Origin of the sequence: Paenibacillus mesophilus, from assembly GCF_005938385.1 — a bacterium.
GTDB classification, from domain to species: domain Bacteria; phylum Bacillota; class Bacilli; order Paenibacillales; family NBRC-103111; genus Paenibacillus_AB; species Paenibacillus_AB mesophilus.
In genome coordinates, this window is the sequence record NZ_VCRA01000046.1 from 1 (window position 1) to 21,362 (window position 21,362).

The 21,362-nt window shown below is 52.9% G+C and carries 23 protein-coding genes; 9 read left to right on the forward strand and 14 right to left on the reverse strand.

Annotated features, from left to right (window positions below; all coding sequences use genetic code 11):
• Positions 1–545 precede the first annotated feature (545 nt).
• The 3 genes from hxlA (at position 546) to FE783_RS35340 (ending at position 2,370) form a co-directional block, all read left to right on the forward strand.
• Positions 546–1,178, forward strand: a complete 633-nt coding sequence (hxlA, locus tag FE783_RS35330; RefSeq protein WP_138884109.1) for a 3-hexulose-6-phosphate synthase — start codon at positions 546–548, stop codon at positions 1,176–1,178.
• 4 nt (positions 1,179–1,182) lie between these two features.
• Entirely contained in the window at positions 1,183–1,740 is a 558-nt protein-coding gene (hxlB, locus tag FE783_RS35335; protein WP_138884110.1) for a 6-phospho-3-hexuloisomerase, read from the forward strand.
• 240 nt (positions 1,741–1,980) lie between these two features.
• Complete coding sequence (locus FE783_RS35340; protein ID WP_138884133.1) at positions 1,981–2,370, forward strand: winged helix-turn-helix transcriptional regulator; 390 nt, start codon at positions 1,981–1,983, stop codon at positions 2,368–2,370.
• A gap of 159 nt (positions 2,371–2,529) precedes the next feature.
• Here FE783_RS35340 and FE783_RS35345 read toward each other — a convergent pair whose 3' ends face one another.
• From FE783_RS35345 to FE783_RS35355, 3 genes are all read right to left on the reverse strand, one after another.
• Positions 2,530–3,024 carry a GNAT family N-acetyltransferase gene (locus FE783_RS35345; RefSeq protein ID WP_138884111.1) on the reverse strand — a complete coding sequence of 165 codons (495 nt, stop codon included), beginning with the start codon at positions 3,022–3,024 and terminating at the stop codon, positions 2,530–2,532.
• 73 nt (positions 3,025–3,097) lie between these two features.
• Entirely contained in the window at positions 3,098–3,349 is a 252-nt protein-coding gene (locus FE783_RS35350) for a hypothetical protein (protein ID WP_138884112.1), read from the reverse strand.
• A gap of 118 nt (positions 3,350–3,467) precedes the next feature.
• On the reverse strand, positions 3,468–4,772 hold the full coding sequence (locus tag FE783_RS35355; protein WP_138884113.1) for an arsenic transporter: 1,305 nt from the start codon (positions 4,770–4,772) through the stop codon (positions 3,468–3,470).
• Positions 4,773–5,451: 679 nt separating this feature from the next.
• Here FE783_RS35355 and FE783_RS39095 point away from each other — a divergent pair.
• Both FE783_RS39095 and yqeK read left to right on the forward strand, forming a co-directional pair.
• Positions 5,452–5,577 (forward strand): helix-turn-helix domain-containing protein, encoded by a 126-nt coding sequence (locus FE783_RS39095; RefSeq protein ID WP_138884114.1) that lies wholly within the window; start codon positions 5,452–5,454, stop codon positions 5,575–5,577.
• Positions 5,578–5,657: 80 nt separating this feature from the next.
• A complete protein-coding gene (gene yqeK, locus FE783_RS35365) occupies positions 5,658–6,302 on the forward strand; it encodes a bis(5'-nucleosyl)-tetraphosphatase (symmetrical) YqeK (protein WP_138884115.1) in 645 nt (214 codons plus the stop codon).
• A gap of 93 nt (positions 6,303–6,395) precedes the next feature.
• On the opposite strand, the gene FE783_RS35370 is transcribed toward yqeK, so the two are convergent.
• Both FE783_RS35370 and FE783_RS35375 read right to left on the reverse strand, forming a co-directional pair.
• On the reverse strand, positions 6,396–6,731 hold the full coding sequence (locus tag FE783_RS35370) for a YolD-like family protein (protein ID WP_138884116.1): 336 nt from the start codon (positions 6,729–6,731) through the stop codon (positions 6,396–6,398).
• 119 nt (positions 6,732–6,850) lie between these two features.
• Positions 6,851–7,222, reverse strand: coding sequence for a YhjD family protein (locus tag FE783_RS35375; protein ID WP_138884117.1), 372 nt, complete (start codon positions 7,220–7,222; stop codon positions 6,851–6,853).
• A 334-nt stretch (positions 7,223–7,556) separates the two neighbouring features.
• Between FE783_RS35375 and FE783_RS35380 the strand changes: the two genes are divergently transcribed.
• Complete coding sequence (locus tag FE783_RS35380; protein WP_138884118.1) at positions 7,557–8,276, forward strand: SOS response-associated peptidase; 720 nt, start codon at positions 7,557–7,559, stop codon at positions 8,274–8,276.
• 91 nt (positions 8,277–8,367) lie between these two features.
• Here the strand turns inward: FE783_RS35380 and FE783_RS35385 are convergent, their stop codons facing one another.
• From FE783_RS35385 to FE783_RS35400, 4 genes are all read right to left on the reverse strand, one after another.
• The gene (locus FE783_RS35385) at positions 8,368–9,705 is read right to left on the reverse strand and encodes an ABC transporter substrate-binding protein (RefSeq protein ID WP_138884119.1); all 1,338 of its coding nucleotides are present in this window, start codon (positions 9,703–9,705) and stop codon (positions 8,368–8,370) included.
• Positions 9,706–10,085: 380 nt separating this feature from the next.
• Positions 10,086–10,880, reverse strand: a complete 795-nt coding sequence (locus FE783_RS35390; protein ID WP_158302210.1) for a DUF4184 family protein — start codon at positions 10,878–10,880, stop codon at positions 10,086–10,088.
• A 140-nt stretch (positions 10,881–11,020) separates the two neighbouring features.
• The gene (gene map / locus FE783_RS35395; protein ID WP_138884121.1) at positions 11,021–11,773 is read right to left on the reverse strand and encodes a type I methionyl aminopeptidase; all 753 of its coding nucleotides are present in this window, start codon (positions 11,771–11,773) and stop codon (positions 11,021–11,023) included.
• 43 nt (positions 11,774–11,816) lie between these two features.
• A complete protein-coding gene (locus tag FE783_RS35400; protein ID WP_420799798.1) occupies positions 11,817–12,455 on the reverse strand; it encodes a serine/threonine-protein kinase in 639 nt (212 codons plus the stop codon).
• Between the two features lie 187 nt (positions 12,456–12,642).
• Here FE783_RS35400 and FE783_RS35405 point away from each other — a divergent pair, with 187 nt between their 5' ends.
• Entirely contained in the window at positions 12,643–13,158 is a 516-nt protein-coding gene (locus FE783_RS35405; RefSeq protein ID WP_138884122.1) for a C40 family peptidase, read from the forward strand.
• 118 nt (positions 13,159–13,276) lie between these two features.
• On the opposite strand, the gene FE783_RS35410 is transcribed toward FE783_RS35405, so the two are convergent.
• The 3 genes from FE783_RS35410 to FE783_RS35420 form a co-directional block, all read right to left on the reverse strand.
• On the reverse strand, positions 13,277–14,626 hold the full coding sequence (locus FE783_RS35410; protein WP_138884123.1) for a sensor histidine kinase: 1,350 nt from the start codon (positions 14,624–14,626) through the stop codon (positions 13,277–13,279).
• Positions 14,623–15,330 carry a response regulator transcription factor gene (locus FE783_RS35415; protein WP_138884124.1) on the reverse strand — a complete coding sequence of 236 codons (708 nt, stop codon included), beginning with the start codon at positions 15,328–15,330 and terminating at the stop codon, positions 14,623–14,625. The genes FE783_RS35410 and FE783_RS35415 overlap by 4 nt, the downstream gene beginning before the upstream one ends.
• Before the next feature lie 177 nt (positions 15,331–15,507).
• Positions 15,508–16,131: a phosphatase PAP2 family protein gene (locus tag FE783_RS35420; protein WP_138884125.1), complete on the reverse strand. Its 624-nt coding sequence runs from the start codon at positions 16,129–16,131 to the stop codon at positions 15,508–15,510.
• A gap of 168 nt (positions 16,132–16,299) precedes the next feature.
• On the opposite strand from FE783_RS35420, the gene FE783_RS35425 reads away from it, so the two are divergent.
• On the forward strand, positions 16,300–17,166 hold the full coding sequence (locus FE783_RS35425) for a class I SAM-dependent methyltransferase (RefSeq protein ID WP_138884126.1): 867 nt from the start codon (positions 16,300–16,302) through the stop codon (positions 17,164–17,166).
• A 372-nt stretch (positions 17,167–17,538) separates the two neighbouring features.
• On the opposite strand, the gene FE783_RS35430 is transcribed toward FE783_RS35425, so the two are convergent.
• Positions 17,539–17,943 carry a MarR family winged helix-turn-helix transcriptional regulator gene (locus FE783_RS35430; protein ID WP_138884127.1) on the reverse strand — a complete coding sequence of 135 codons (405 nt, stop codon included), beginning with the start codon at positions 17,941–17,943 and terminating at the stop codon, positions 17,539–17,541.
• A 507-nt stretch (positions 17,944–18,450) separates the two neighbouring features.
• Between FE783_RS35430 and FE783_RS38115 the strand changes: the two genes are divergently transcribed.
• Positions 18,451–18,621, forward strand: a complete 171-nt coding sequence (locus FE783_RS38115; RefSeq protein ID WP_202916317.1) for a hypothetical protein — start codon at positions 18,451–18,453, stop codon at positions 18,619–18,621.
• A gap of 169 nt (positions 18,622–18,790) precedes the next feature.
• On the opposite strand, the gene gyrA is transcribed toward FE783_RS38115, so the two are convergent.
• Complete coding sequence (gyrA, locus tag FE783_RS35435) at positions 18,791–21,235, reverse strand: DNA gyrase subunit A (RefSeq protein WP_138884128.1); 2,445 nt, start codon at positions 21,233–21,235, stop codon at positions 18,791–18,793.
• Positions 21,236–21,362: the final 127 nt, after the last annotated feature.

Genomic DNA, 21,362 nt, shown 5'->3' on the forward strand with positions numbered 1-21,362 from the left:
ACTGATTCGTTCGATCTCTTCCGGACTCATTTTCATCAGTGGTCCCCTTTTCCATTTGAACTCGGTTACCCATTATTAACCAAGTTTTCTACGTTTGAAAAGGGGGGACCTAAGTAGTAACTCATTTTTTCTCAAATATACTAAAAATACTACTCTTCTTCTCTTCTCTGGATTCCATAATGATTACGAATTTATCGCCATACGCTAGCATATGGGCAACCATTCAGCTCTCGACGCCTTGTTCGAGTTACCGAACTCTATTACTGCCATCCATCCTTTTCATTGTTCTTAATAATCCATAATACCGACAATACCCAATAAGCAAACTATACTAATGGAAATCGCCTTCCATCTTTTGTCGGAAAATTCATCCCTACTGCAAGGGAAAAGACTTCTTTCAGATTGGTGTTAAAAGTTGCATAGCAACCACTAGTATCCTCCAAGTAACTACCTCACGGCAAAGTGCCTACTTCCTAAAATGAAAGGAAGGCTCTACAATGGGCTGTGTCGAACAACAACAATCATTTCGAAGGAGAGATCATTATATGGAACTTCAATTGGCACTGGATCTTGTAGACATTCCCGGAGCAAAACAAGTGGTTGCGGAAGTGGCGGAGCATATAGATATCGTCGAAATCGGTACGCCGGTCGTCATTAACGAAGGATTGAGAGCGGTAAAGGAAATCAAAGAGGCATTTCCGTCTCTGCGCGTGTTGGCTGACCTGAAAATTATGGACGCCGGCGGATATGAGGTCATGAAAGCCTCCGAAGCGGGAGCGGATATTATTACCGTTCTGGGTGCATCGGACGATTCGACAATTCGGGGCGCCGTCGAGGAAGCCAGAAAACAAAACAAAAAAATTATGGTCGACATGATCAACGTGAAGGATATTGAAGGCAGGGCCAAAGAAATCGACGCGCTTGGCGTGGATTACATCTGCGTTCATTCCGGTTACGACCATCAGGCGGCAGGCAAAAACTCCTTTGAGGAGCTTACGGCGATCAAACGTGTTGTCAAGCATGCAAAAACGGCGATTGCAGGCGGCATCAAGCTGAATACGCTGCCGGAAGTCATCAAGGCCAAACCGGACTTGGTTATTGTCGGCGGCGGCATTACCGGTCAGGAGGACAAGAAGGCAGCTGCGGCTGAAATGAAAAAATTGGTTAATCAGGCGTAACCTCATGGAAACATTAAAATATGCCGCCGAGATCGTCAAGGAGCTTCATCTTTCGGTAGAGCGGATTGCTGGAGAAGAAGCCGAAAGGTTGGCCGATATCATTTTGCAATCCAACAAAGTGTTTGTAGCTGGCGCAGGAAGATCGGGTTTGATGGGACGGGCTTTCGCCATGCGGCTGATGCATACCGGGATAAACGCCTACGTGGTCGGGGAAACGGTAACTCCCGGCATCGACAAGGACGATGTCCTGATCATCGGCACGGGCTCGGGGGAAACAAGAAGCTTGATCCCGATGGCTCAAAAAGCGAAAAGTCTGGGTGCATCCGTTGTTGCGGTCACGATTGCTCCCGAGTCGACGATCGGAAGTTTGGCGGATGCTCTTGTGAAGCTGCCGGGATCGCCTAAGGATCAAGCAAGCGGCGGTCATACGACGATCCAGCCGATGGCCTCTTTGTTCGAACAGACATTGTTGGTATTTTACGACGCTGTCATTCTCCGGATGATGGACAAAACGGGCCTGGACTCCGGCCGGATGTACGGCAGGCATGCCAACCTGGAGTAAGACTGTCACGTAATGATCTCCCCTGCAGCCGACGCCTGCTCCTATTCATTACAAGCGGGGCGCATCTCGTAGCAGATACGTCGCGAATTGCCTGAAAGTCCTCACTGTTCTTGGTGAGGACTTTCATTCATACAGCTCACCGCATCCGAATCGTCAACCCCTTTAGTTTCCAAACAGCATGTATACCCTTTTACCTATTGTAGGCGCTTGTGGTATACTACCGGGAGGAGGGGATGAATGATGGCGAATGAAGTAAAAGATCGCATCGATTTGATGACGATCAACTGCGAGAAGGAATTGACGCTGGCCGTGATAGGAGGCAAGTGGAAATTAATCATTTTGTGGCACCTCGGTTTGGAAGGAACGAAACGGTTCAGCGAGCTGAAAAAACTGATCCCCCACATTACGCAAAAAATGTTGACCAATCAGCTGCGCGAATTGGAAGAGGATCAGTTGATCTTCCGTAAAGTGTACCCCGTGGTCCCGCCCCGGGTAGAGTATTCTTTGACGGAACACGGCGAAAGTCTCATGCCTGTCTTGAAAATGATGTACAATTGGGGAAAACAGTACGGGGAACAAGTCATATGGAAAGACGGACGGCCTTGTCAGGAGAACGCAATAGCGGATTGAACATCTTTCAAAATGTTGCTGACGTTCTTGAATTCTCCGTTCTGCCTCCTATAATCCTTGACTTGTCCGGCCGCTTTGCTTAGCGCAGTTTACAAAAGTCTGCAATTTAATCTGCCTTGTATCCCTCCGGATTCTAGAATGCAATAATGTTTTGGGCACCTACGATTCACTTGTATTATGATTCGAAAATTGTTGAGCCGGTCCTTTATTATCGGCTCTCCTTGTTTCAATGAATGCCCCACCCGTATACCGCTCCAAAACTTTCCTCCAAAACATCTGGGCCGATACGTTCCAATCGAACTCGCTTACTCTCCATCTTCCTTTGAACATATCAAATACCTGTTCGGCTACTTTTCGTCCGATTCCTTGTTTCCTATACTTCCGCAATATGAAAAAGTGGTTCAAGTAATGCAGGTTTTCCTCTTCCATGTATTTCACAATCACAAAACCGGCTAACTGCTCTTCCGCACGCACCATATAGAGGTAATAATTGTTGTCATTGTACAGATCGGCCACATTTATTTTCGGTTCGTAGAGTCCTGTTTTCTTTATATTTGCTTTACTAAACTCCGATAAATCATACGCCGCAAACTCAAACAAATTGTTGAGCACGCTCAGTTCTTCTTCCTTTATTGGGTCGATAGCAATCTCCACTGGATACCTTCCTTACTGATAGATTTGTCTGTAGTATTAATGCCATTGTGAGGGTCTGGCTTGGCCGCCCCTCCTACGCCCCCCCAAAATGCCGCTCCAGCGGCTCGCACTCCAATCCCAACTCACCGTCTACGACGACCGGGCAACCGTCGAACAAAGCAATGAACCTTTCCACGTTCAGATAGGTATATCCGAATTTCCACACCCGGGCTTGCCTGTCCCAGCGCGCTCCCGGGATTTGCCTCATGTTCTCGACATAGCGGGTAGCGTAAGCAAAGCGCACAACCAACCAATATTCATTTCCTTTGCAGATCGTGATTTCCATCGATACGAAGCCTGCCTTTCTCCAATTATTTTGCCATTATCAGGGAATGCAAAAAGGAGACCTGCGCGCCCTGACGGGCTATGCAAATCTCCGATGCTTTCGGAATGTTTCTCGTCTCTCATCCTCCGTACAACACTCTCAACCAAACGTACAAGCCCCCGAGGGTAATAACCAAGGTGGGCAGCGTCAGGACGACGCCGATTTTGAAATAATAGCCCCATGTGATGCGGACGCCTTTGCGGGAAAGGATATGCAGCCACAGCAGCGTCGCAAGCGAGCCGATCGGGGTCATTTTCGGGCCCAGGTCGGTGCCGATGACGTTCGCATAGATGAGCGCTTCACGAAGAATGCTTTCGGTGGCGGTCCCGTTGATAGCTAATGCGCCGATCATGACGGTCGGCAAGTTGTTCATGACCGAGGAAAGCACGGCCGCGATCAATCCCATCCCCATCGTGGCGGCAAACAAGCCGGAAGCGGCAAGACGTTCGAGCACGTCCCCCAATAAATCAGTCAAACCCGCGTTGCGCAAACCGTAAACGACGACATACATGCCGATCGAGAAAATGACGATGGACCAAGGCGCCTCGACGATCACTTTCTTCGTCTGGATGACCGGGCTGCCGCGGGAAACGATCAGGAACAGGAGCGCCACGGCTCCGGCAATGAACGACACCGGCACGACGATCCACTCGCTCAGCAAGTAAGCGGCCAGCAAAATGCCCAGAATGAGCCATGAGATGCGAAACAGCCGCACATCTTTGATAGCTTCCGCGGGCTGCTTCAGTTCGGCGACGTCGTATCGCTCGGGTACGTTTCTGCGGAACACGGCATACAGCACCGCGACGCTGGCCGCGAGCGAGAACAAGTTCACGACGAACATCCGCGAAGAATACTCTACGAAGCCTATGCCAAAATAGTCTGCCGACACGATGTTCGTCAAGTTGCTGATGACGAAAGGCAGCGACGTCGTATCCGCGATAAAGCCGCTCGCCATGACGAACGGCAAAATGCGGGCTTCTTCGAGCTTGAGCGCGCGCACTTTGGCCAGCACGATCGGCGTCAGGATGAGCGCGGCCCCGTCGTTGGCAAAGAACGCCGAGACGCCCGCTCCGAGCAAAATGATATACACGAACATTCGCCTGCCGCTTCCGCCGGCGAGCCGGGCCATATGGAGCGCGGCCCATTCGAAGAAGCCGATTTCGTCCAGAATGACCGATATGACAATCAGCGCGACGAAGGTCAAAGTCGCGTTCCACACTATGCCGGCCACCGTCACCACGTCGTGCCAGCCGACGACGCCGACCAGCAATGCAAGCAGCGCTCCGCCCGAAGCCGACCAGCCGATGCCGAGCTTCTTCGGCTGCCAGATGACGAATATCATCGTAACGATAAAAAGAAGAATGGCCAATACTACGCTTCCCACTCTGTGCAAATCCCCCTGATGAAGCCCTATTCGCGCCAGTCGTTCCCTCTAGCTGCGCAATACGCTCTTTCATACCAAGATATAACCGATTTGTTCCGAACCTTGCCTTTATGGCTTCCTCTTGCTGCACACCAATTGGTATGCCAATCGGTACATGCAGACCTCACCAGCCGCCCCTTTACCCTTTAATGGAAAAGATCCAGTTATTTTCGGAAAACTGACGCGCGGCCGTGTATTAGCTGGAAAAAGTCCAGTTATTTCTTGCGGATTGGAGCGATTCGCCGTCTAGACGAGGAAATAGCTGCATGTTTTCCATTTAAAACCACATAACCGGCCTTTGATGCCACTTTTACCTGCATATTTTCCATCTAGCAACCGGGGTGTCCGTACGCTAATACGCAGGAGCACAAACCTTGCATCTCTACTATATGTTCAAAGACTGCACAAGTAAAGTCCGTCCGCTATCGATATTAAATAAAATTCCCCCAACAGGGGGAGGTTCGTTTATTGATATAGAATTTATAAATAAGTAAATTTTATACCAAGAAATGCCACCGCTAAAACACAAATGCACATCATCGAAATGGCTTCGATCAGAAGTCTTCGGATACGGAGCGGCCAACAAAACAAACACTTGTTCCCCTTTCTGTGGTATCATTGACGAAGGAGGTGAACGTCCATGTTACGAACGTACAAGTATTGTTTGTATCCTACAACAGAGCAACAAGAAAAGATTGAATTTCACACCAAAAGTTCAGGCTCGGACGGAGCCTTCGAGGAGGGACGAGGTTACGAGTCCCGATGATTCGAGAAGCCCGCGGCTTAGCCGTATGGAGTCGTCACGGTAAATGAAGAGAAAAATAGATAGACAAAGGAGACCGCAACATGCATCCTTTCTTTGAAAACGAGCCCCCGTTTCGGCTGAGCGGGGATTTGGCGGCCGACGTCCGGCGCTTCCTCGAATCGCGCGGCTGCCCGAAGACGGCGGAGCATTGCATGGCCGTCGGCGCCGAGGCCCGCTCCTTGGCGATCCGCTTCGGGGCCGATCCCGAGAACGCGGAAATTGCCGGATGGCTGCACGACATCAGTGCTGTATACCCGAACGCCGAAAGAATTCGCGTCGCCCGGGAGCTCGGTATCGAGGTTCTCCCGGAAGAAGAGACGTTTCCGATGATCATTCACCAGAAGCTGTCCGTCGAGGTGGCCCGGCATGTGTTCGGCATCGAGCTCCCGGACATTCTCGACGCCATCGGGTGCCATACGACGCTTAAATCCCCCTCCACCCTGCTGGATCGGGTCGTCTTCGTCGCCGACAAAATTTCTTGGGACCAAACAGGCACCCCGCCGTATTTGTCCGAATTGAACGCACAGCTCGATAAATCGCTGGAGCACGGTGCGATGGCTTATATCGGCTTCCTGTGGGCCCAAAAAGACAAACTTAAGGTCGTACATCCTTGGCTCGCGGATGCTTATGCAGATATGCAAGCGATCCTTGCCAGCTCGGACGTTACGCCGCCGGTTCCGGTTTAGAGCCGGGCGGCGGCGCTGCAAGCTCCGGCTATAGTGCCGCTGCCGCGCAATCGGCAGCGCCGCCTATACCCTTAACGCAAAAAAAGAGGTGCCTCACACCCGCACGACATTGACGATATCGGCGAACCGGATCGATACGGTTTCCGTATCGTTTGTCATTTTGACCCGTTGAAGCGAGAAATCGATCTTGACGACCCGTCCTTCGACGACATCGTCCCTCAAAGGATCGAACACGCTGACGGCGACCTCCCCCTGCCGTTCCATCGACTCCAGCAGCAGCAGCGCAAACTGCTCGAGCGCTTGGTCGTCCAAAACCGGGCGCCTTCTGTGACCGAGCTCCTCTTGCTTGCGCACAAACTGTTCTTTGTGCTCGGGCAGCATCATGCGCGACGATTCGAACAGACCGTTACCTTCCAGCTTCTTCCCCATCGAGTGTCCTCCGATCCTGTTCGCCCGGTCGCCGCCTGCCGGAATAGGCTAGCACGATCGAAGCGTTTCGGTATATTTTAGTCTATTGCACGTTCCCGTGCATCGGCATACGCGGCCCCCTACTCGGCCAGATCGAGCTCCAAGTAGGTGCATAGCTTGCGCTCCACCTCCGACTTTACCAGTCCCCACAGCATGGAGCATTTGCGATGATAGCCGCGGCATAGGAAATCCGCCTCGAGCTGCTCTTTCGTCCGGCGCTCGTCATACACCCGGATTCCCCGGCTTCTCAGCTTGCCGCGCACGGCGGCCATTTCCGAACTCACCCGATCCTGTACCCGACGCAAGCTTCTGATGTAGATGACCGGCATCTTCAATTTGAGCGTGTCGAGCATCCGGATATCCCGCTCCAGCACGTCGAGCACGATCGGGAGCAGCATGTAATCGAGCACCCACTGCAGCTCTTCTTCCGTTTCCAAAGGAGTCCGCTTCATCCCGTTCGCCTTCCGTCGACATCCCTGCCCGCGTATCGTCCCGAGTTTGCCGCCATGAACATCCCCTCCACAAAACAAGAACACTTGTTCCCTATTAGTATATACAATAAACGAACATATATTCCTATTTCAAGAGGTAAAATTTTGCATGCGCGAAAATAAGATGCTTATGTCCGCGAGGACCAGCGGAATAACTGTAAATTCGGAGAATTTACAGGGTAGCGCCCGCGCATGCGAACGCAGCACTTGGTGGCGGCGCGGCGGAGAAAAGCGTACAATAAGGCTATCCCTATGTGCATACAAACGACCGCGTAAAAGGAGGAATCCCGTTCGCATGTGCGGCAGATATACGATAACGATTTCGCTGGAGGAGCTGCTGCTCCGCTTTCATATCGACCCGGCATTTCCGCTGTATCATCGTCCGCGGTATAACGTCGCCCCGGGACAGCTCGTGCCCGCGATCGTGAACGACGGGCAGCGCAACCGGATCGGCGAATTGAAGTGGGGGCTCGTCCCGCAGTGGGCCAAGGACGAGACGATCGGCTCGAAGATGATCAACGCGCGGGCCGAGACGGTAGCGGAGAAGCCGGCCTATCGCATCCCGCTCGAGCGCAAACGGTGCCTCGTTCCGGCGGACGGATTTTACGAGTGGAAGAAAAAAGACGACGGCAAAAGCAAGCAGCCGATGCGGATTATTCTGAAGGACGGAGCGACGTTCGCGATGGCCGGCCTGTACGAAATATGGACGACCCCGGACGGACGGAAATTAAGCACGTGCACGATCATTACGACGGCTCCGAACCGGCTAATGGCCGACATTCACGACAGAATGCCGGTTATATTGCGGCCAGAACAAGAAACGGTCTGGTTGGATCGCGGCATGCGCGACACTTCCCGGCTGCTCGACATGCTGAAGCCGTATCCGGCGGAGGAGATGAGGGCCTATCCGGTAGCATCCGGCGTCGGCAATGTCAACAACGACGGACCGGAGTGCGTTAACGAAATTTTCGACACGGCCGCAACCGGCAAGCCGCGGGGAAGCGCCATCGAATAGACGCAGCGAAAGAGGCCGCCCGTCCCCACTCGCGACGAAGCAGCCTCTTTGATATGCATATTTTGTCCAACACCGGATTCGGCAAATCGCGTTACTTTTTCTTCTGCTTCTCCTCCTCGATATATTTATTCGCCTTCTCCTCGGCTTCCCTGAGCACCGTGTTGATGTCCGTGCTCGACAGAATCATGCTCTTCATCGCTTCTGAAAGGTAAGTATAAATCTTGGAATCGTACATGCTGCTGACCGGAGCCGGCGCCGGCTTGACGGAAAAGACTCCTGCCAAGTTTTTGCCTTCGAAAATTTTCAAATCGGTCGCATAATCTTTTTTGATCTGCGGGTCTTTCAGCGCGGTCAAACGTCCGCCTTTGTTCATCATAACCTGCGCCTCGTTGCTTTGCATCGCTTGGAGGACGCGATACACGGCTTCTTTGTTTTTGCCGGCCGGCGTCACCATGAACAGGTGGAAATCGACTTCCCTTCCCAGACCGGGCCGGTCCGCATAGCTCGGAAACGAGACGAGGTCCCAGTTGAAGTTTTGGCCCGATTGGGCCAGCGGCAGCACGCGGCTGGACAAGGCGGAGATCCAGTAAGGCTCCATCGCCACTCTTTGGTCCTTCAGGAAGAAATCGATATTGTCCTTCAAGTAGTTCGTCTTCGGATCGATCATGCCCGGAATATCGTATATGCTGCGCAGCTTCGAGAATATGCTCTTGTAAGCGTCGGTCGTAAGCGCGGCCTTCTCTTGACCTGCGTCCATCAACGACAAAGAGTAAGGACGGGTCATCACCTGCGGCAGGCCCGGATCGATTCCCAAATATTGTGTGGTATCCGATTTGCGTGTCACCTTCTTGGCCAGATCGATCACTTGATCCCAGTTCATGCCGTCCTTCGGGTAAGCGACTCCGAATTTATCGAAAATATCTTTGTTGTACGCCATGATGCCGTAATTCATCGAGTACGGTATTCCGTACAGCTCCCCTTTCTTGCCGTATCGGCTAAGGGCGCTGATCGTTTCCGGCTCCAATCGTCCGAGATCGATCTTGTAAGTTTTGACGAATTCGTTCAGATCGGTAGCGAGTCCCATCTCGATCAAGGCATCCAAATAAAAATTGCTCGTTACGACGAGATCCGGCGTATCTCCTGCGGCGATCAAATCGTTCAACGACTTGCCCTTGACCAGTTCGATCGTGATGTTCGGATACATCGTACGTACCGGCTTCAAAATGACGTTCTCCAGATCCGTCTCGGTATTGATGCCCGCTCCGTGATTGACGACCGTAAGTTTAACCGGCTCTTTGGTGAAAGTGTCTACGCTGTCGACCGACGTTTTGACCGCCGGAGCAGCCTGCTGTCCGCTTTGGCCGCAGCCGGTCACCAGTAGCGTAAGCACGAGCATGGAGCTTATGGCGGTGAAAGGATAAGTTTTCATAAGTCACTCTCTTTCTTAATCAGGTTGGTGTTCGAAAACGCAAAATATAGGCAAAGCGGCTACAAAATGTTCATATTTGCTCGTTTTGTACAACAACCACCCTCCCGGAATGAAAGAAAATCATTCATTTTCGCTCGTTTTTCTTTCGCAATCTCGTGAATATATTATAATCGGCAATAATCACCGTCAATATGTTTACAAACAAATAATATTAAGCATATTAGCGCAATATTCATGACGTATCGAGCAATATTATAATTAAATAAAACTTAACAATCGACGCACCACGACAAAAAAGAGCCGGAAAGAGATCTCCCTCTATCCGGCCCTTGTCGTTCTTATTCGCCCACATGTCCTGCATGGGACCGTTCGCGGGCATCTTATCGTTTGTTCATTTCGCCGTTTAAGCGTTTCCACGAACGATCGTTCAAGAAATGTGCCACGGAAGCGGCCAGCAATCCGATGACGGCCCCCGTCAATGAAGCTACGGGGATAATGAAGTATAGATGCCGGGCATGGCCGAAAGGCGCTACAACGATGGCAATGGCGGTAATGAGAATCATGGCGATCAAGACGATAAACCAGTACATGCCTTTCACCGATCCGCGAACATGCGGAACAGCCGAGGCAATGCCCCACCTGCGGAGAAGAAAAACGGTCAGCAGCAGCAGCTCGATTCCGATCGCAAGCAGAGAGATCCCCAACTGGACGACTGCAGCCGGAGATTCTGCCCGAGGCAGCATCCATTCGACGGTCCCCGTGGCGATCGGGTACATCAACCCTCCCCGGTGGGAAAAGCCGTCCAGAAACACATGGCTGTACAAGCCAAGCATAATCGAAAGGAGCAGCACCGCCCATCCCCGAACTCCCGTTATACGCCACCCTCGTTCCACATAACGATACGCGATCCGATTGAAAGGGGCGGGAAGATGAATCGCAGCGGCCGGCAAGACGAGCCTGTGAAAAGCGAAGGCAAGTACGATCGAGGCCGGAAGTCCGACTGTGAGCATGCCTGCGTGAGAATGCTCGAACCCCGTGTCCACAGGGCGGAGCATCATGAAATTTCGCAAATCGGGAGCGATCGATCCGAGCACGAGACCCGTTTTGTTGAATTTGTTCGGGAGCAGCTTGTCGAGCACGATAGCCGTAATCGGATGGGCTGGAGTATAGGGCAAGAGGGCACCTCCTGATGATGCATGAAACGAACAAAAAATCGCCTTACGATACGAATCGTATCATCAGGCGATTCCTTTGTCAATCTCACTCGGTTATGTCCGAGCGTCCCGCGGTCCGATTACCGCAAGCCGCAGCCTGTTTACACGGTCAAAATAACCGGTCCTTCCTTCGTGACGACGACGGTATGCTCGAACTGTGCGACCAAGCTGCGGTCAGGCGTCCGTATCGTCCATCCGTCCTCTTCCTCCACGACGTATTCGGCTCCCGTGGACAAAAACGTTTCGATCGCGAGTACGGCCCCGTTCTTGAGCAGTCGGGTGTCCCGTTTGTTCTCGAAGTTGGTAATATCCCCCGGCTCTTCGTGAAGCTTCCGCCCTACGCCGTGACCTGCCAAGTTGCGGATAACGGTAAAGCCGCACGAGCGCGCCTCCCGTTCGATCGCCCTGCCGATCCGATTCAGCTTCGCCCCGCTCTTCGCTTCGGCCATCCCGGCGTCAAGCGCTTTACGCGAGCTTTCTACGAGTTTGCGCTTAAGCTCCGTCCCTTCGGAGGAGCTTTCAACGACGATCGTTGCGCCTGTATCCGCATAATACCCGTCCAGCTCGGCGGACACGTCCACATTCACGATATCGCCGGCGCGAATCACCTTGCGCCCCGGAATTCCGTGGGCGGCTACATCGTTGATGCTGATGCACGTCGCCCCCGGGAAATCGTACTCTTTCCTCGGCGCCGGAGTCGCTCCGTGCCGCTTCAATACGGCTTCTCCGATCCCGTCCAGCTCGGCTGTAGTCATTCCGGGGACAATCGAACGGAGCATCTCGTCTCTCGCCCTAGCTACGATTTGGCCGATCCGGCGAAGCCCGGCCCAATCCTTTTCGTTCTCAACCGTCATCTCGTTTCCCTCCCTAAAATTAAGCAAACGCGGGATATTGCCTTCATGACGAGTCCCTTCTCCTGAAGAGCCGGTATCCTTTGCGCAGCAAATTCAGCAGCGGACCCGGAAGCGGCACGGTTAAACGCAGCAGCAGCGGTTTGTACAGCGCATAGTACGATTTCTTGAAATCGCTCCACATGACGCATGCCTCGTCCTTCAAAAAATCGGAGACGTCGACGACGACACCGCGGCCTTCGATCATCATGACGTTCTTGCCGTGAACGTCGTGCGGGTTCAGTCCCCTCTTGCGGGCGTATTCGAGCGCTTTGTCGATGTCCCGGATCACTTTCTCCGGAATGCGAATACCGCGCCGCAGACATTCGTAGATCGTTACGCCCTCCAGTCTCTTCAGCACAAGGAACGTTTCTCCCGCTCCGAAGCATTCCGAATAGGCCGGATGCCGCCCCAATCTGCGATACACCTCTACTTCGTCCTCCAGTCCCGGTCTGCCCTCCGCATATACTTTCACGACTTTGTCCGGTTCATTCGGATGCATCACGACGGCCGCATAATTGCCGGCTCCGAGAAGCCTCCACGGCTTCGGCACCGAGATGACCTCGACGGGCTCCCGCGGATTTACGCTGCGTATGGCAAGCTGCGGCAAAAGGCCGTTTTGTACGATTTCCATGAACGTTTGCACGGCACTCTTCTCTCCCCGACCGTCCCGGCAGACGCCTTTCGGACTTTTTTTAATGTTATTTTAATAATTGCCCCGAAATTCAGGCGGCTCAACGGTTTGGTTGTTATCTGGAATCTTCATCCAGATTTTACTCTGCTATACTTGTTTGTAGGCGAACGCCAAATCAAGTAACAATCGGGAGGTACGAATGTTCCAGCAACCGAAAACCAAATGGTACAAGCCTGTCATTGGCGCATCTATCGCACTAACGATAGCATTATCCGGTAATTTCGGATTCATGTCAACGACGGCGCATGCCGAGACCGTTTCCGTTTCTGCCACTCGTGCGGATCGCATCATTTCGAACGGACTATCCTATAGAGGTACGCCGTATGTATTCGGAGCAAAATCGGGCCGCACCAGCGCATTCGACTGCTCATCTTTCACGCAATACTTGTACAAGAAGCAAGGCATCTCGCTTCCTCGCGATTCCAGGCAGCAATCGAGAGTCGGAAGCTACGTATCCAGAAGCAATTTGAAACGGGGCGATCTTGTCTTTTTCTGGACAAACCGTACAGGAAGAGGCACCGTAGGTCATGTCGCGATTTATATGGGCAACGGCAAGCTGCTGCACACTTACAAAAAAGGTGTCGGCGTGACAACTTCCAACTTGAACTCGAGCTACTGGAGCTCCCACTATATGACGGCTCGCAGAGTCCTGTAACTTGTATACGGGAGCACGGATGGACCTCCTCGAACGATTTCGATGAAGAGCTCCGCAATAGCCTCAACATGACGCAGCGCCCTTCTATAGAGAAGGGCTGTTTGCGTTGTGTAACGGGTCAGCACGGCAGTGTAACGGATACGACCGTGCCGCGGCCCGGACGGCTTGCCATCCGTATCGTCCCTCCATGACGGTCCACGATGCTTTTCGCAATCGCCAGCCCCAGACCGAATCCTCCGGTTTGGCGTGTTCTCGCCCGGTCGGTCCGAAAAAAACGGTCGAAGATGAAAGGGAGCATCTGTTCTTCCAAGCCGATTCCCTGGTCGACGACTTGAACCAGAACCGAATCGTCGCCGGGAACGATCCGAATACGGATCGGTTTGGAGCTGTACTTGATCGCGTTGTCCAGCAGGATGAGCAGAAGCTGCTTCAGCTTCATCGGGTCGCCGGTCACCGGTACCGAGTCCGCCTCACTTTCCACCCAAACCTCCCGGTCAAAAGCGACTTCCATGGCCGAAGCCGCTGAGCGGATCACGGTCATCAAATCGAGCTCGGCAAACTGCAGCCAATCCTCCTGCTCCGATTCGGCGAGCTGCATTAAGGACCCGACAAGATTTTTTAACCGGTTGGATTCCTCCAGAATCGCCTCAACCGCTTCTTTCCTTATTTCCGGATCGCCGCTGCCCCACCGCTTCAGCATATCCGCATAGCTTTCAATAATCGTGAGAGGCGTTCTCAGCTCGTGGGAAGCGTCCGCGACAAACCGTTTCTGCTTCTGTACAAGTTCCTCGAGCCGGGAAATCATCTCGTTGAACGTGATGCCGAGCTTGCCCAGCTCGTCGGTCCTCGCCGTAAACTCCTTGTCGAGCTTGCGGAATGTGGCGCTTTGCTGGATAAGCTGCATCGTCTTGTTCAATTGACGAAGAGGGTGCAGCAAAAAGCGCGTATAAAAGAAGCTGCCGATGACGGACAGTACGACCGCCCCGATCGTCATCAAAATCAAGGCCGATGTCAGAACATCGATATACAAGCTCCATTTGGTCAAAACACGGCCGATCTCCAGCACTCCGATCTGTTCGTTGCCGGCAAAAATCGGAACTTGCACGTATAAGCACCGAGTCTTCTCGATCCGTTTGATCGTATAAGTCTCTCGGGTCGTCACGTGAGGCTGGTGGACGACAAGCATCTCGTTGCTTTGCAGCTCCTGCTTGATTAAGCCATCCATGCCGATTATGCGGATCATTTCGTCGCTGACGAGAAATTCGTCCAGCAAGTCCGGAGCGCTCCAGTAGCCCGGATCGTGGATTCTCCTGCTTTCGAGAATGGATTGCGCTTTGCCGAACAGCAGCTCCTTCTCGCTTTTTGCCGTTATGTTGACGATGAACCAGTACAAGAACGTGTTGAACAGAACAAGAATGAAGATGAGCCATGCCGTGGACAATACGATGAGGCGGACGCGCAAGCTCATGACGGTTTGTCCTCGGGAGATGAGTCTTTCAAGTAGTAGCCTACGCCCCGGCTAGTCTGAATGAGCTTGACTTTGTAGCCTTCGTCTATTTTTTGACGCAAATACCGTACATACACGTCCACTAGGTTCGTATCGCCGGCAAAATCGTACCCCCACACATCGGACAAAATTTGCTCTCTCGTCAACACGATCCCCGGATGCTTCATAAAAAAAAGGAGCAGCTCGAACTCGCGCGGAGTCAAATCGATCGTTTCCCCGGCACGCTTGACGGCTCTGGATTTCGGGTCGAGCACGAGGTCGGCGGTACGGTATACGTTCTCATCCCCATTCGGGTGATGCCGGGACAAGCGCATCAATCCACGTATTCGGGCCATCAATTCCTCGATGGCAAACGGCTTCGTCACGTAATCGTTCGCCCCGAGATCGAGGCCGGTTACTTTGTCGGGAATCGAATCGCGTGCCGTCAGCAAAATAACCGGAACCGCCCGATTCGTCTCCCGGATTTTCTCCAGCACTTCGAGTCCAGTCATGCCGGGAAGCATAATATTAAGCAGAATAACGTCCCAGGCGCTGCCGTTCGCCAGCTCCAGCCCATCGGGGCCCGTATTCGCGAGCGTCACTTCATAGCCCTCGTGGCGCAGCTCCAACACCAATACGCGGGCAATTTTGTGCTCATCCTCCACCAGCAACACTTTACCGCTCATAGCTCCTCCGTGACGGAAAAATAAAAAGTGAGGAAGCTTTTCTTCACTTTTTGGGGTTTTCTTTGTGGGGTCCCCGAAAAGTAATCGGAATCAACTACGAAGCCTCTCTTCACTTTTTGGGGTATTCTTATTATCTCCATTCAACGGAGTTCCTCATTCGTCTATAAGCGGCAACTGCTACATGCGGCGGGCGCTCACGGCCGCGCAGATGAGCAGCCAAGCTCCCCCGATCGCAAACCCGGCCAAAATGTCGCTCGGATAATGAACGCCCAGATACACCCGGCTCACACCGATAAGTATGATGAGCACGATCGCCGCTATAGCAACCGTCCAAGCAAGACCCGGCGCCCGCTTCCTCCAATGACGAAAAAGCAACAGAGCGATGAGCCCATAGAACGAAGCCGACATCAGTGCATTGCCGCTCGGAAAGCTGAAGCCCGAGGCATGGAAAAGCGCGTCAACCGAAGGTCTCGGCCGCTCGAACAAGCTTTTTAACCCTCTATACAGCCCGAAAGCAACGGCCAGGTTGATCACAAGCAGCAATGGCTCCAGCCTTTTCTTGAAAACGAAAGCAAAAAGCGCCACGAACGCCACCAATAGCACGGCGAATACCGTCGTGGAGACGAGGGGGCTCAGTGCTTTGAAAAACAGAGTCAGACTATCCGTCCGCATGCCTCGTATCCAGCTGCCGACTGTCTCGTCGAAAGAGCTGGGGCCTTTGTCTTTCTTAATCGTAGCGGTCAGCCCGGCAAAATAGGCCAGCAGGAGGACGGCCCCGATCCAGTACTTCATCTTGTCCATGCAGCAGCATCCTTTCCGTATAAAATACGCCAAGCTTATGCTACCACAAAAAGGAGGATGTTGGATACAATCCGCTGCATCGCCGCGAATTTACAGAGTAGTGGATATCGCCCGCTCCAATCATGTAGAATAGAATGGATAACGATACGAAAGAAGGAACTATGCCGAATGTTTTACGCGAACGATTGGAAAGACTACGAATGTATCGACACGGGAGACGGCGACAAGCTGGAGCGTTGGGGCGACGTCGTGCTGCGGCGGCCGGACCCGCAAATCATATGGCCGATCCGTAAAGAAACGGCCGCCTGGAAGCAAGCGGATGCCCATTATCACCGGAGCTCGTCGGGCGGCGGTCATTGGGAAAATAAACGCGAGCTGCCGGAGCGTTGGGTCATCGGCTACGATAAGCTGTCCTTTTACATCAAACCGACCAGCTTCAAGCATACCGGACTATTTCCCGAGCAAGCCGTCAACTGGCGTTGGATGATGGACAAGATCGCTTCCGCCGGCCGGCCGGTCAAAGTATTGAATTTGTTCGCCTATACCGGGGGAGCCACGGTCGCTTGCGCAAGCGCCGGCGCGGAAGTATGCCATGTCGACGCATCCAAAGGCGTCGTGCAGTGGGCGAAGGAGAATTTGCAGCTATCCGGTCTGGGACAGCGCCCGGTTCGTTTTATTACCGACGACGTGTTCAAGTTCGTACAGCGTGAGGAGCGGCGCGGCAATAAATACGACGCCATCATCATGGACCCCCCTTCTTACGGCCGCGGACCGAGCGGCGAGACGTGGAAGCTGGAGACGAATTTGTATCCGTTCGTCGAATTTTGCTCCGGCATTTTGACGGACAACCCTTTGTTTTTCCTTATCAATTCTTACACGACGGGGCTTTCCCCTACCGTCATGCATAACATTTTGTCGATGACGGTCGCCCGCAAGCACGGCGGACGAATTACGTGCGGGGAGATCGGCCTGCCGATTACCGCATCCAAGCTGTTGCTGCCTGCCGGAATATTAAGCCGTTGGGAAAGCGAATGAGTTCAGCTCGCTCGATGAGAAATGGAACCTGGGAGTAGCCCCACCGCCTCCCACTCTAAAGGGAAAACATGTAGTTAATTTCGGCAAAGAAGAGCAAATACGAAGCGTTTACTGGAAAACCTCCATCTATATCCGTAAAAATCGGGGCTAAGAAGCAATTTTGCTAAAATGTACTGCAGGATTTCCATTAAAACGTTCGTCAGAGGCGAATCATCGATGAAATAACGGCAGCTTTTCCAGTTATGGGGGAAAGGGTTCGAATGCAAAAAAAGAGCGCAGAGAGCGAATCTCTGCGCTTTTGGTTTATCGATAAAGAAAGTTTAACTTCGCCCTTCATCGAAAAGGCTTCGATCATAAGCTTATAGGATTAGATCAGTTGGCGACTTTGCCGAGCAAATATACGAGCAGCTGCTGATTATGGGACGAGATCCGGTCCAGTTGCGAGTGGATAAATTCATTGCGAATGTCGACGCCCCTCACGCATTCCTCGAGTCCCTTCTCGGTCGGGATAATCCAGACGATGCGCCGGTCTTTCTCGTCGCGCTGGCGGACGATCAGTTCGTTCTTCTCCATCCGGTCGAGCAGCGTCGTTACGGCCGCGGGAGTCGTGTTCAAATGGTCGAGCAAGTCCGAAGGCTTCATCCGGTCCTGGTTCATCAGCACCTCCAATACGTTCAGCTGGCCTTCCGTCAAGGTTGGCGACAGCTGCGTCTCCATGTGCGTCCTCAAGTCTTTGCTGATTTTGCTCCATAGTTTCGCGAATTGATTGGAATACAACCTTTACACCTCCTGAAAGCTTTTCGAAGAAAAGCTACTTCATAAGCATGGGCTGGGCTTTTCGGAGAAAAGCCGCATCGTAAGCATAAGCTAAGCTTTTCGAAGAAAAGCTACTTCGTAAGCATCGGCTAAGCTTTTCGAAGAAAAGCTACTTCGTAAGCATCGGCTAAGCTTTTCGAAGAAAAGCTACTTCGTAAGCATCGGCTAAGCTTTTCGAAGAAAAGCTACTTCGTAAGCATCGGCTTAGACTTTTCAAAGAAAAGTCCGCTTCATAAGCATTGGCTTAACTTCACCGCTTCGCCAACCGCTTGGATAAAGCTGTACGTCAGCTGTATCCGTTTCTAGTTTCTATTATAACAATCGAAGTTGTCGGATTAAAGGTTAATACTATTAATATTTTGCAACATAATGTGGGAAACCGTTTAACGTTTTGATAGGGTTCAACATATATTGCAATATACGATGCGGAACTTGACGACAAGACCCGATCAAGGAGGATGAACACCGATGGATCAAGCGCAAAAGATGGAAATCGTGAAACGGGCGTTAACCGCGGGCATTATAAACGACCCACAGTGGCTTCATAAGCTGGATGAGCCTATGCCGACGTGGGCCGTTATCGAAATGCTCGTCAATCTTTTGGAGAAGCTCGATCCCCCTTATGAGACGTACGACTAGGGAACTTTCACGTAACGTATCTGTTTGGAGATGCGCCGTCTCTGGTCAGGAATGGAAGCGGGCGTCTCTACATGACAGGTAATTACGTGACAGTTAGCGAACTCGGCAGCTCCCGGGGGGACCGAAGCAGCGTGCCTGCCCGACAAAGCGTCTTCCGCCGAGCGGAACGTTATACCGGGGACGGGCGTTTGACGATGACGGTCACCGAGTCCCCTTTGGCTACGGGCACGACCGATTTGCCCGGAGATTTGCGGTCTTCGATCGAAGCTTCTTCGGTCGAGAACGTATGCTGGGCCCCGCTTCTCAATATGGCCGTCAGCCGGAGCGCGTGCTTCACGAAGAACGCCTCCTGCAGAACGGTGCCGTTCGGCTTGACGCGCTTGCCTTCCTTGAACTCGAACGTAATGATTCCTTTGCCGCCGCGTCCTTGTACCGGATAGTCGAGCAGAAGCGAGCTTTTGGCGTATCCGAGATCGGAAATGACCCATATCTCGCCTTCTTCTCCTTCCACCCATTCGGCGGCGACGATCTCGTCCTCGTCCCGGAGCATAATGCCCCTGACGCCCGCAGCCGCTCTTCCCATCGGATTGACTTCCATTTCCTTGAAGCGGATGCTCATCCCGAGCTTTGTCACGAGCAAGATTTCTTTCGAATTGTCGCTTGACCGCACTTCGATAACTTCGTCCTGTTCTCCGAGCTTGATCGCTACGAGCCCGCCGGACCGGTTCGTCTGGTATTCCTTCAGCTCCGTTCGTTTCACTTGCCCCCGCTTCGTGATGAAAACAAGCGATTTGCCGGGCTCGTCGAACGTCTTGATCGGAATGACCGAGACGATCCGGTCCTCCTTGGCAATCGGAATGACGTTGACGATCGCCGTTCCGTTCTCTTTCCACTTGTACTCGGGAATTTGGTGGACGGGAAGCAGGTAGGACAGCCCTTTCTGCGTAAACAAGAGCAGGTTGTCGATCGTGTTGACCTCGAGCAAATGACGGATAAAGTCGTTTTCTTTAACCCCGGAGCTCTCGATCTCGCCGCCCGAGCGGGTAAAGGACAGCATGCTTGTCCGTTTCAAATAACCTTCCTGAGACAACGTGACGAGCACGTCCTCCGGAGTGACCATTACTTCCAAATTCACCTTAAGCTCTTCGATCTCTTCCTGAATGGAGGATCTGCGGTCGATGCCGAAACGGTCGCGTATTTCGGTGATCTCCGACTTGATGACGCCCATCAGCTTCGTACGGCTGGACAAGATGCCCCGCAAATATTGAATCGTCTTCTGAACATCCTTCAGCTCCTTCTCGAGCGAAGTGATCTCCAGATTGGTCAGCCGGTACAGCTGCAGCGTCAATATCGCGTCAGCCTGGCGTTCCGTGAAGCCGAATTTCTCGATCAAATTCTTTTGCGCGTCTTGGCGGTTTTTCGAAGCCCGGATCGTTTCGATAACGGCGTCGAGAATGTTGAGCGCTTTGACGAGACCTTCCAAAATCTCCTCGCGGTCCTCCGCCTTCTCCAGCTCGTATTGCGAACGCCGCGTCACGACCTCTCTTTGGTGCTCGACGTAAGCTTCCAGCATTTCCTTGATGCCGAACTGCTTGGGCGTTTTGTTGACGATCGCCACCATGTTGAAGCTGTAGGCGACCTGCAGGTCGGTCTTCTTCAGCAAATAAGTCAAAATGCCTTGAGCGTCGGCGTCCTTCTTCAGCTCGATGACGATGCGCAGACCGTTCCGCCCGCTCTCGTCGCGCACTTCCGCAATTCCCTCGACCTTCTTCTCGATGCGGATCGTCTCCATCGCCGTCACAAGCTTCGACTTGACGACCTGATACGGAATTTCGGTGATGACGATTTGCTGACGTCCGCCCTTCATATCCTCAATTGCCGTTTTGGCGCGTATGTAAATGCGGCCTTTGCCGGTCCGGTAAGCTTCCTTAATCCCTTCCTCGCCCATGATAATGCCGCCCGTCGGGAAGTCCGGGCCTTTGATCACCTGCATAAGCTGTTCGAGCGTAATATCGGCGTTGTCGATCAAAGCGACGCAAGCGTCGATCACTTCCCGCAAATTGTGCGTCGGGATTTCCGTGGCGAAGCCGGAGCTGATCCCGCTGACGCCGTTGACGAGCAAATTCGGATAACGCGAAGGAAGCACGACAGGCTCTTTCGTCGTATTGTCGAAGTTGTCCTTGAACAGTACGGTCCGCTTGTCGATATCCCGCAGAAGCTCCATCGCGATGTTCGACAGTCTCGCTTCCGTGTACCGCATCGCCGCGGCCGGGTCGTCGTCCATCGAGCCCCAGTTGCCGTGTCCGTCAACGAGCGGATGCGCCATTTTCCACGGCTGGGCCATTCTGACCATGCCTTCGTAGATCGAAGCATCCCCGTGCGGATGGTAATTGCCCATTACGTCGCCGACCGTTTTCGCGGATTTGCGGTACGGCTTGTCCGGCGTATTGCCCGCTTCATACATGGCATACAAAATGCGCCGCTGCACCGGCTTCAGTCCGTCACGGACGTCGGGAATGGCCCGGTCTTGAATAATATATTTCGAATAGCGTCCGAAGCGGTCTCCGACCACTTCTTCCAGAAATGCAGGCAAATGCTGCTCCGGTGTACTCAAGCTTCCGTCACCTCGATCAATTAGTTGCGTTTGGCCCGTAAACCGGGCCGATTAGGAAGCCCGCTTCCATGCGGCGCTGGTCAAATGCGGCGACGGTTCGAAGCGGGCGGCGTGTTTGTTTCGGCTG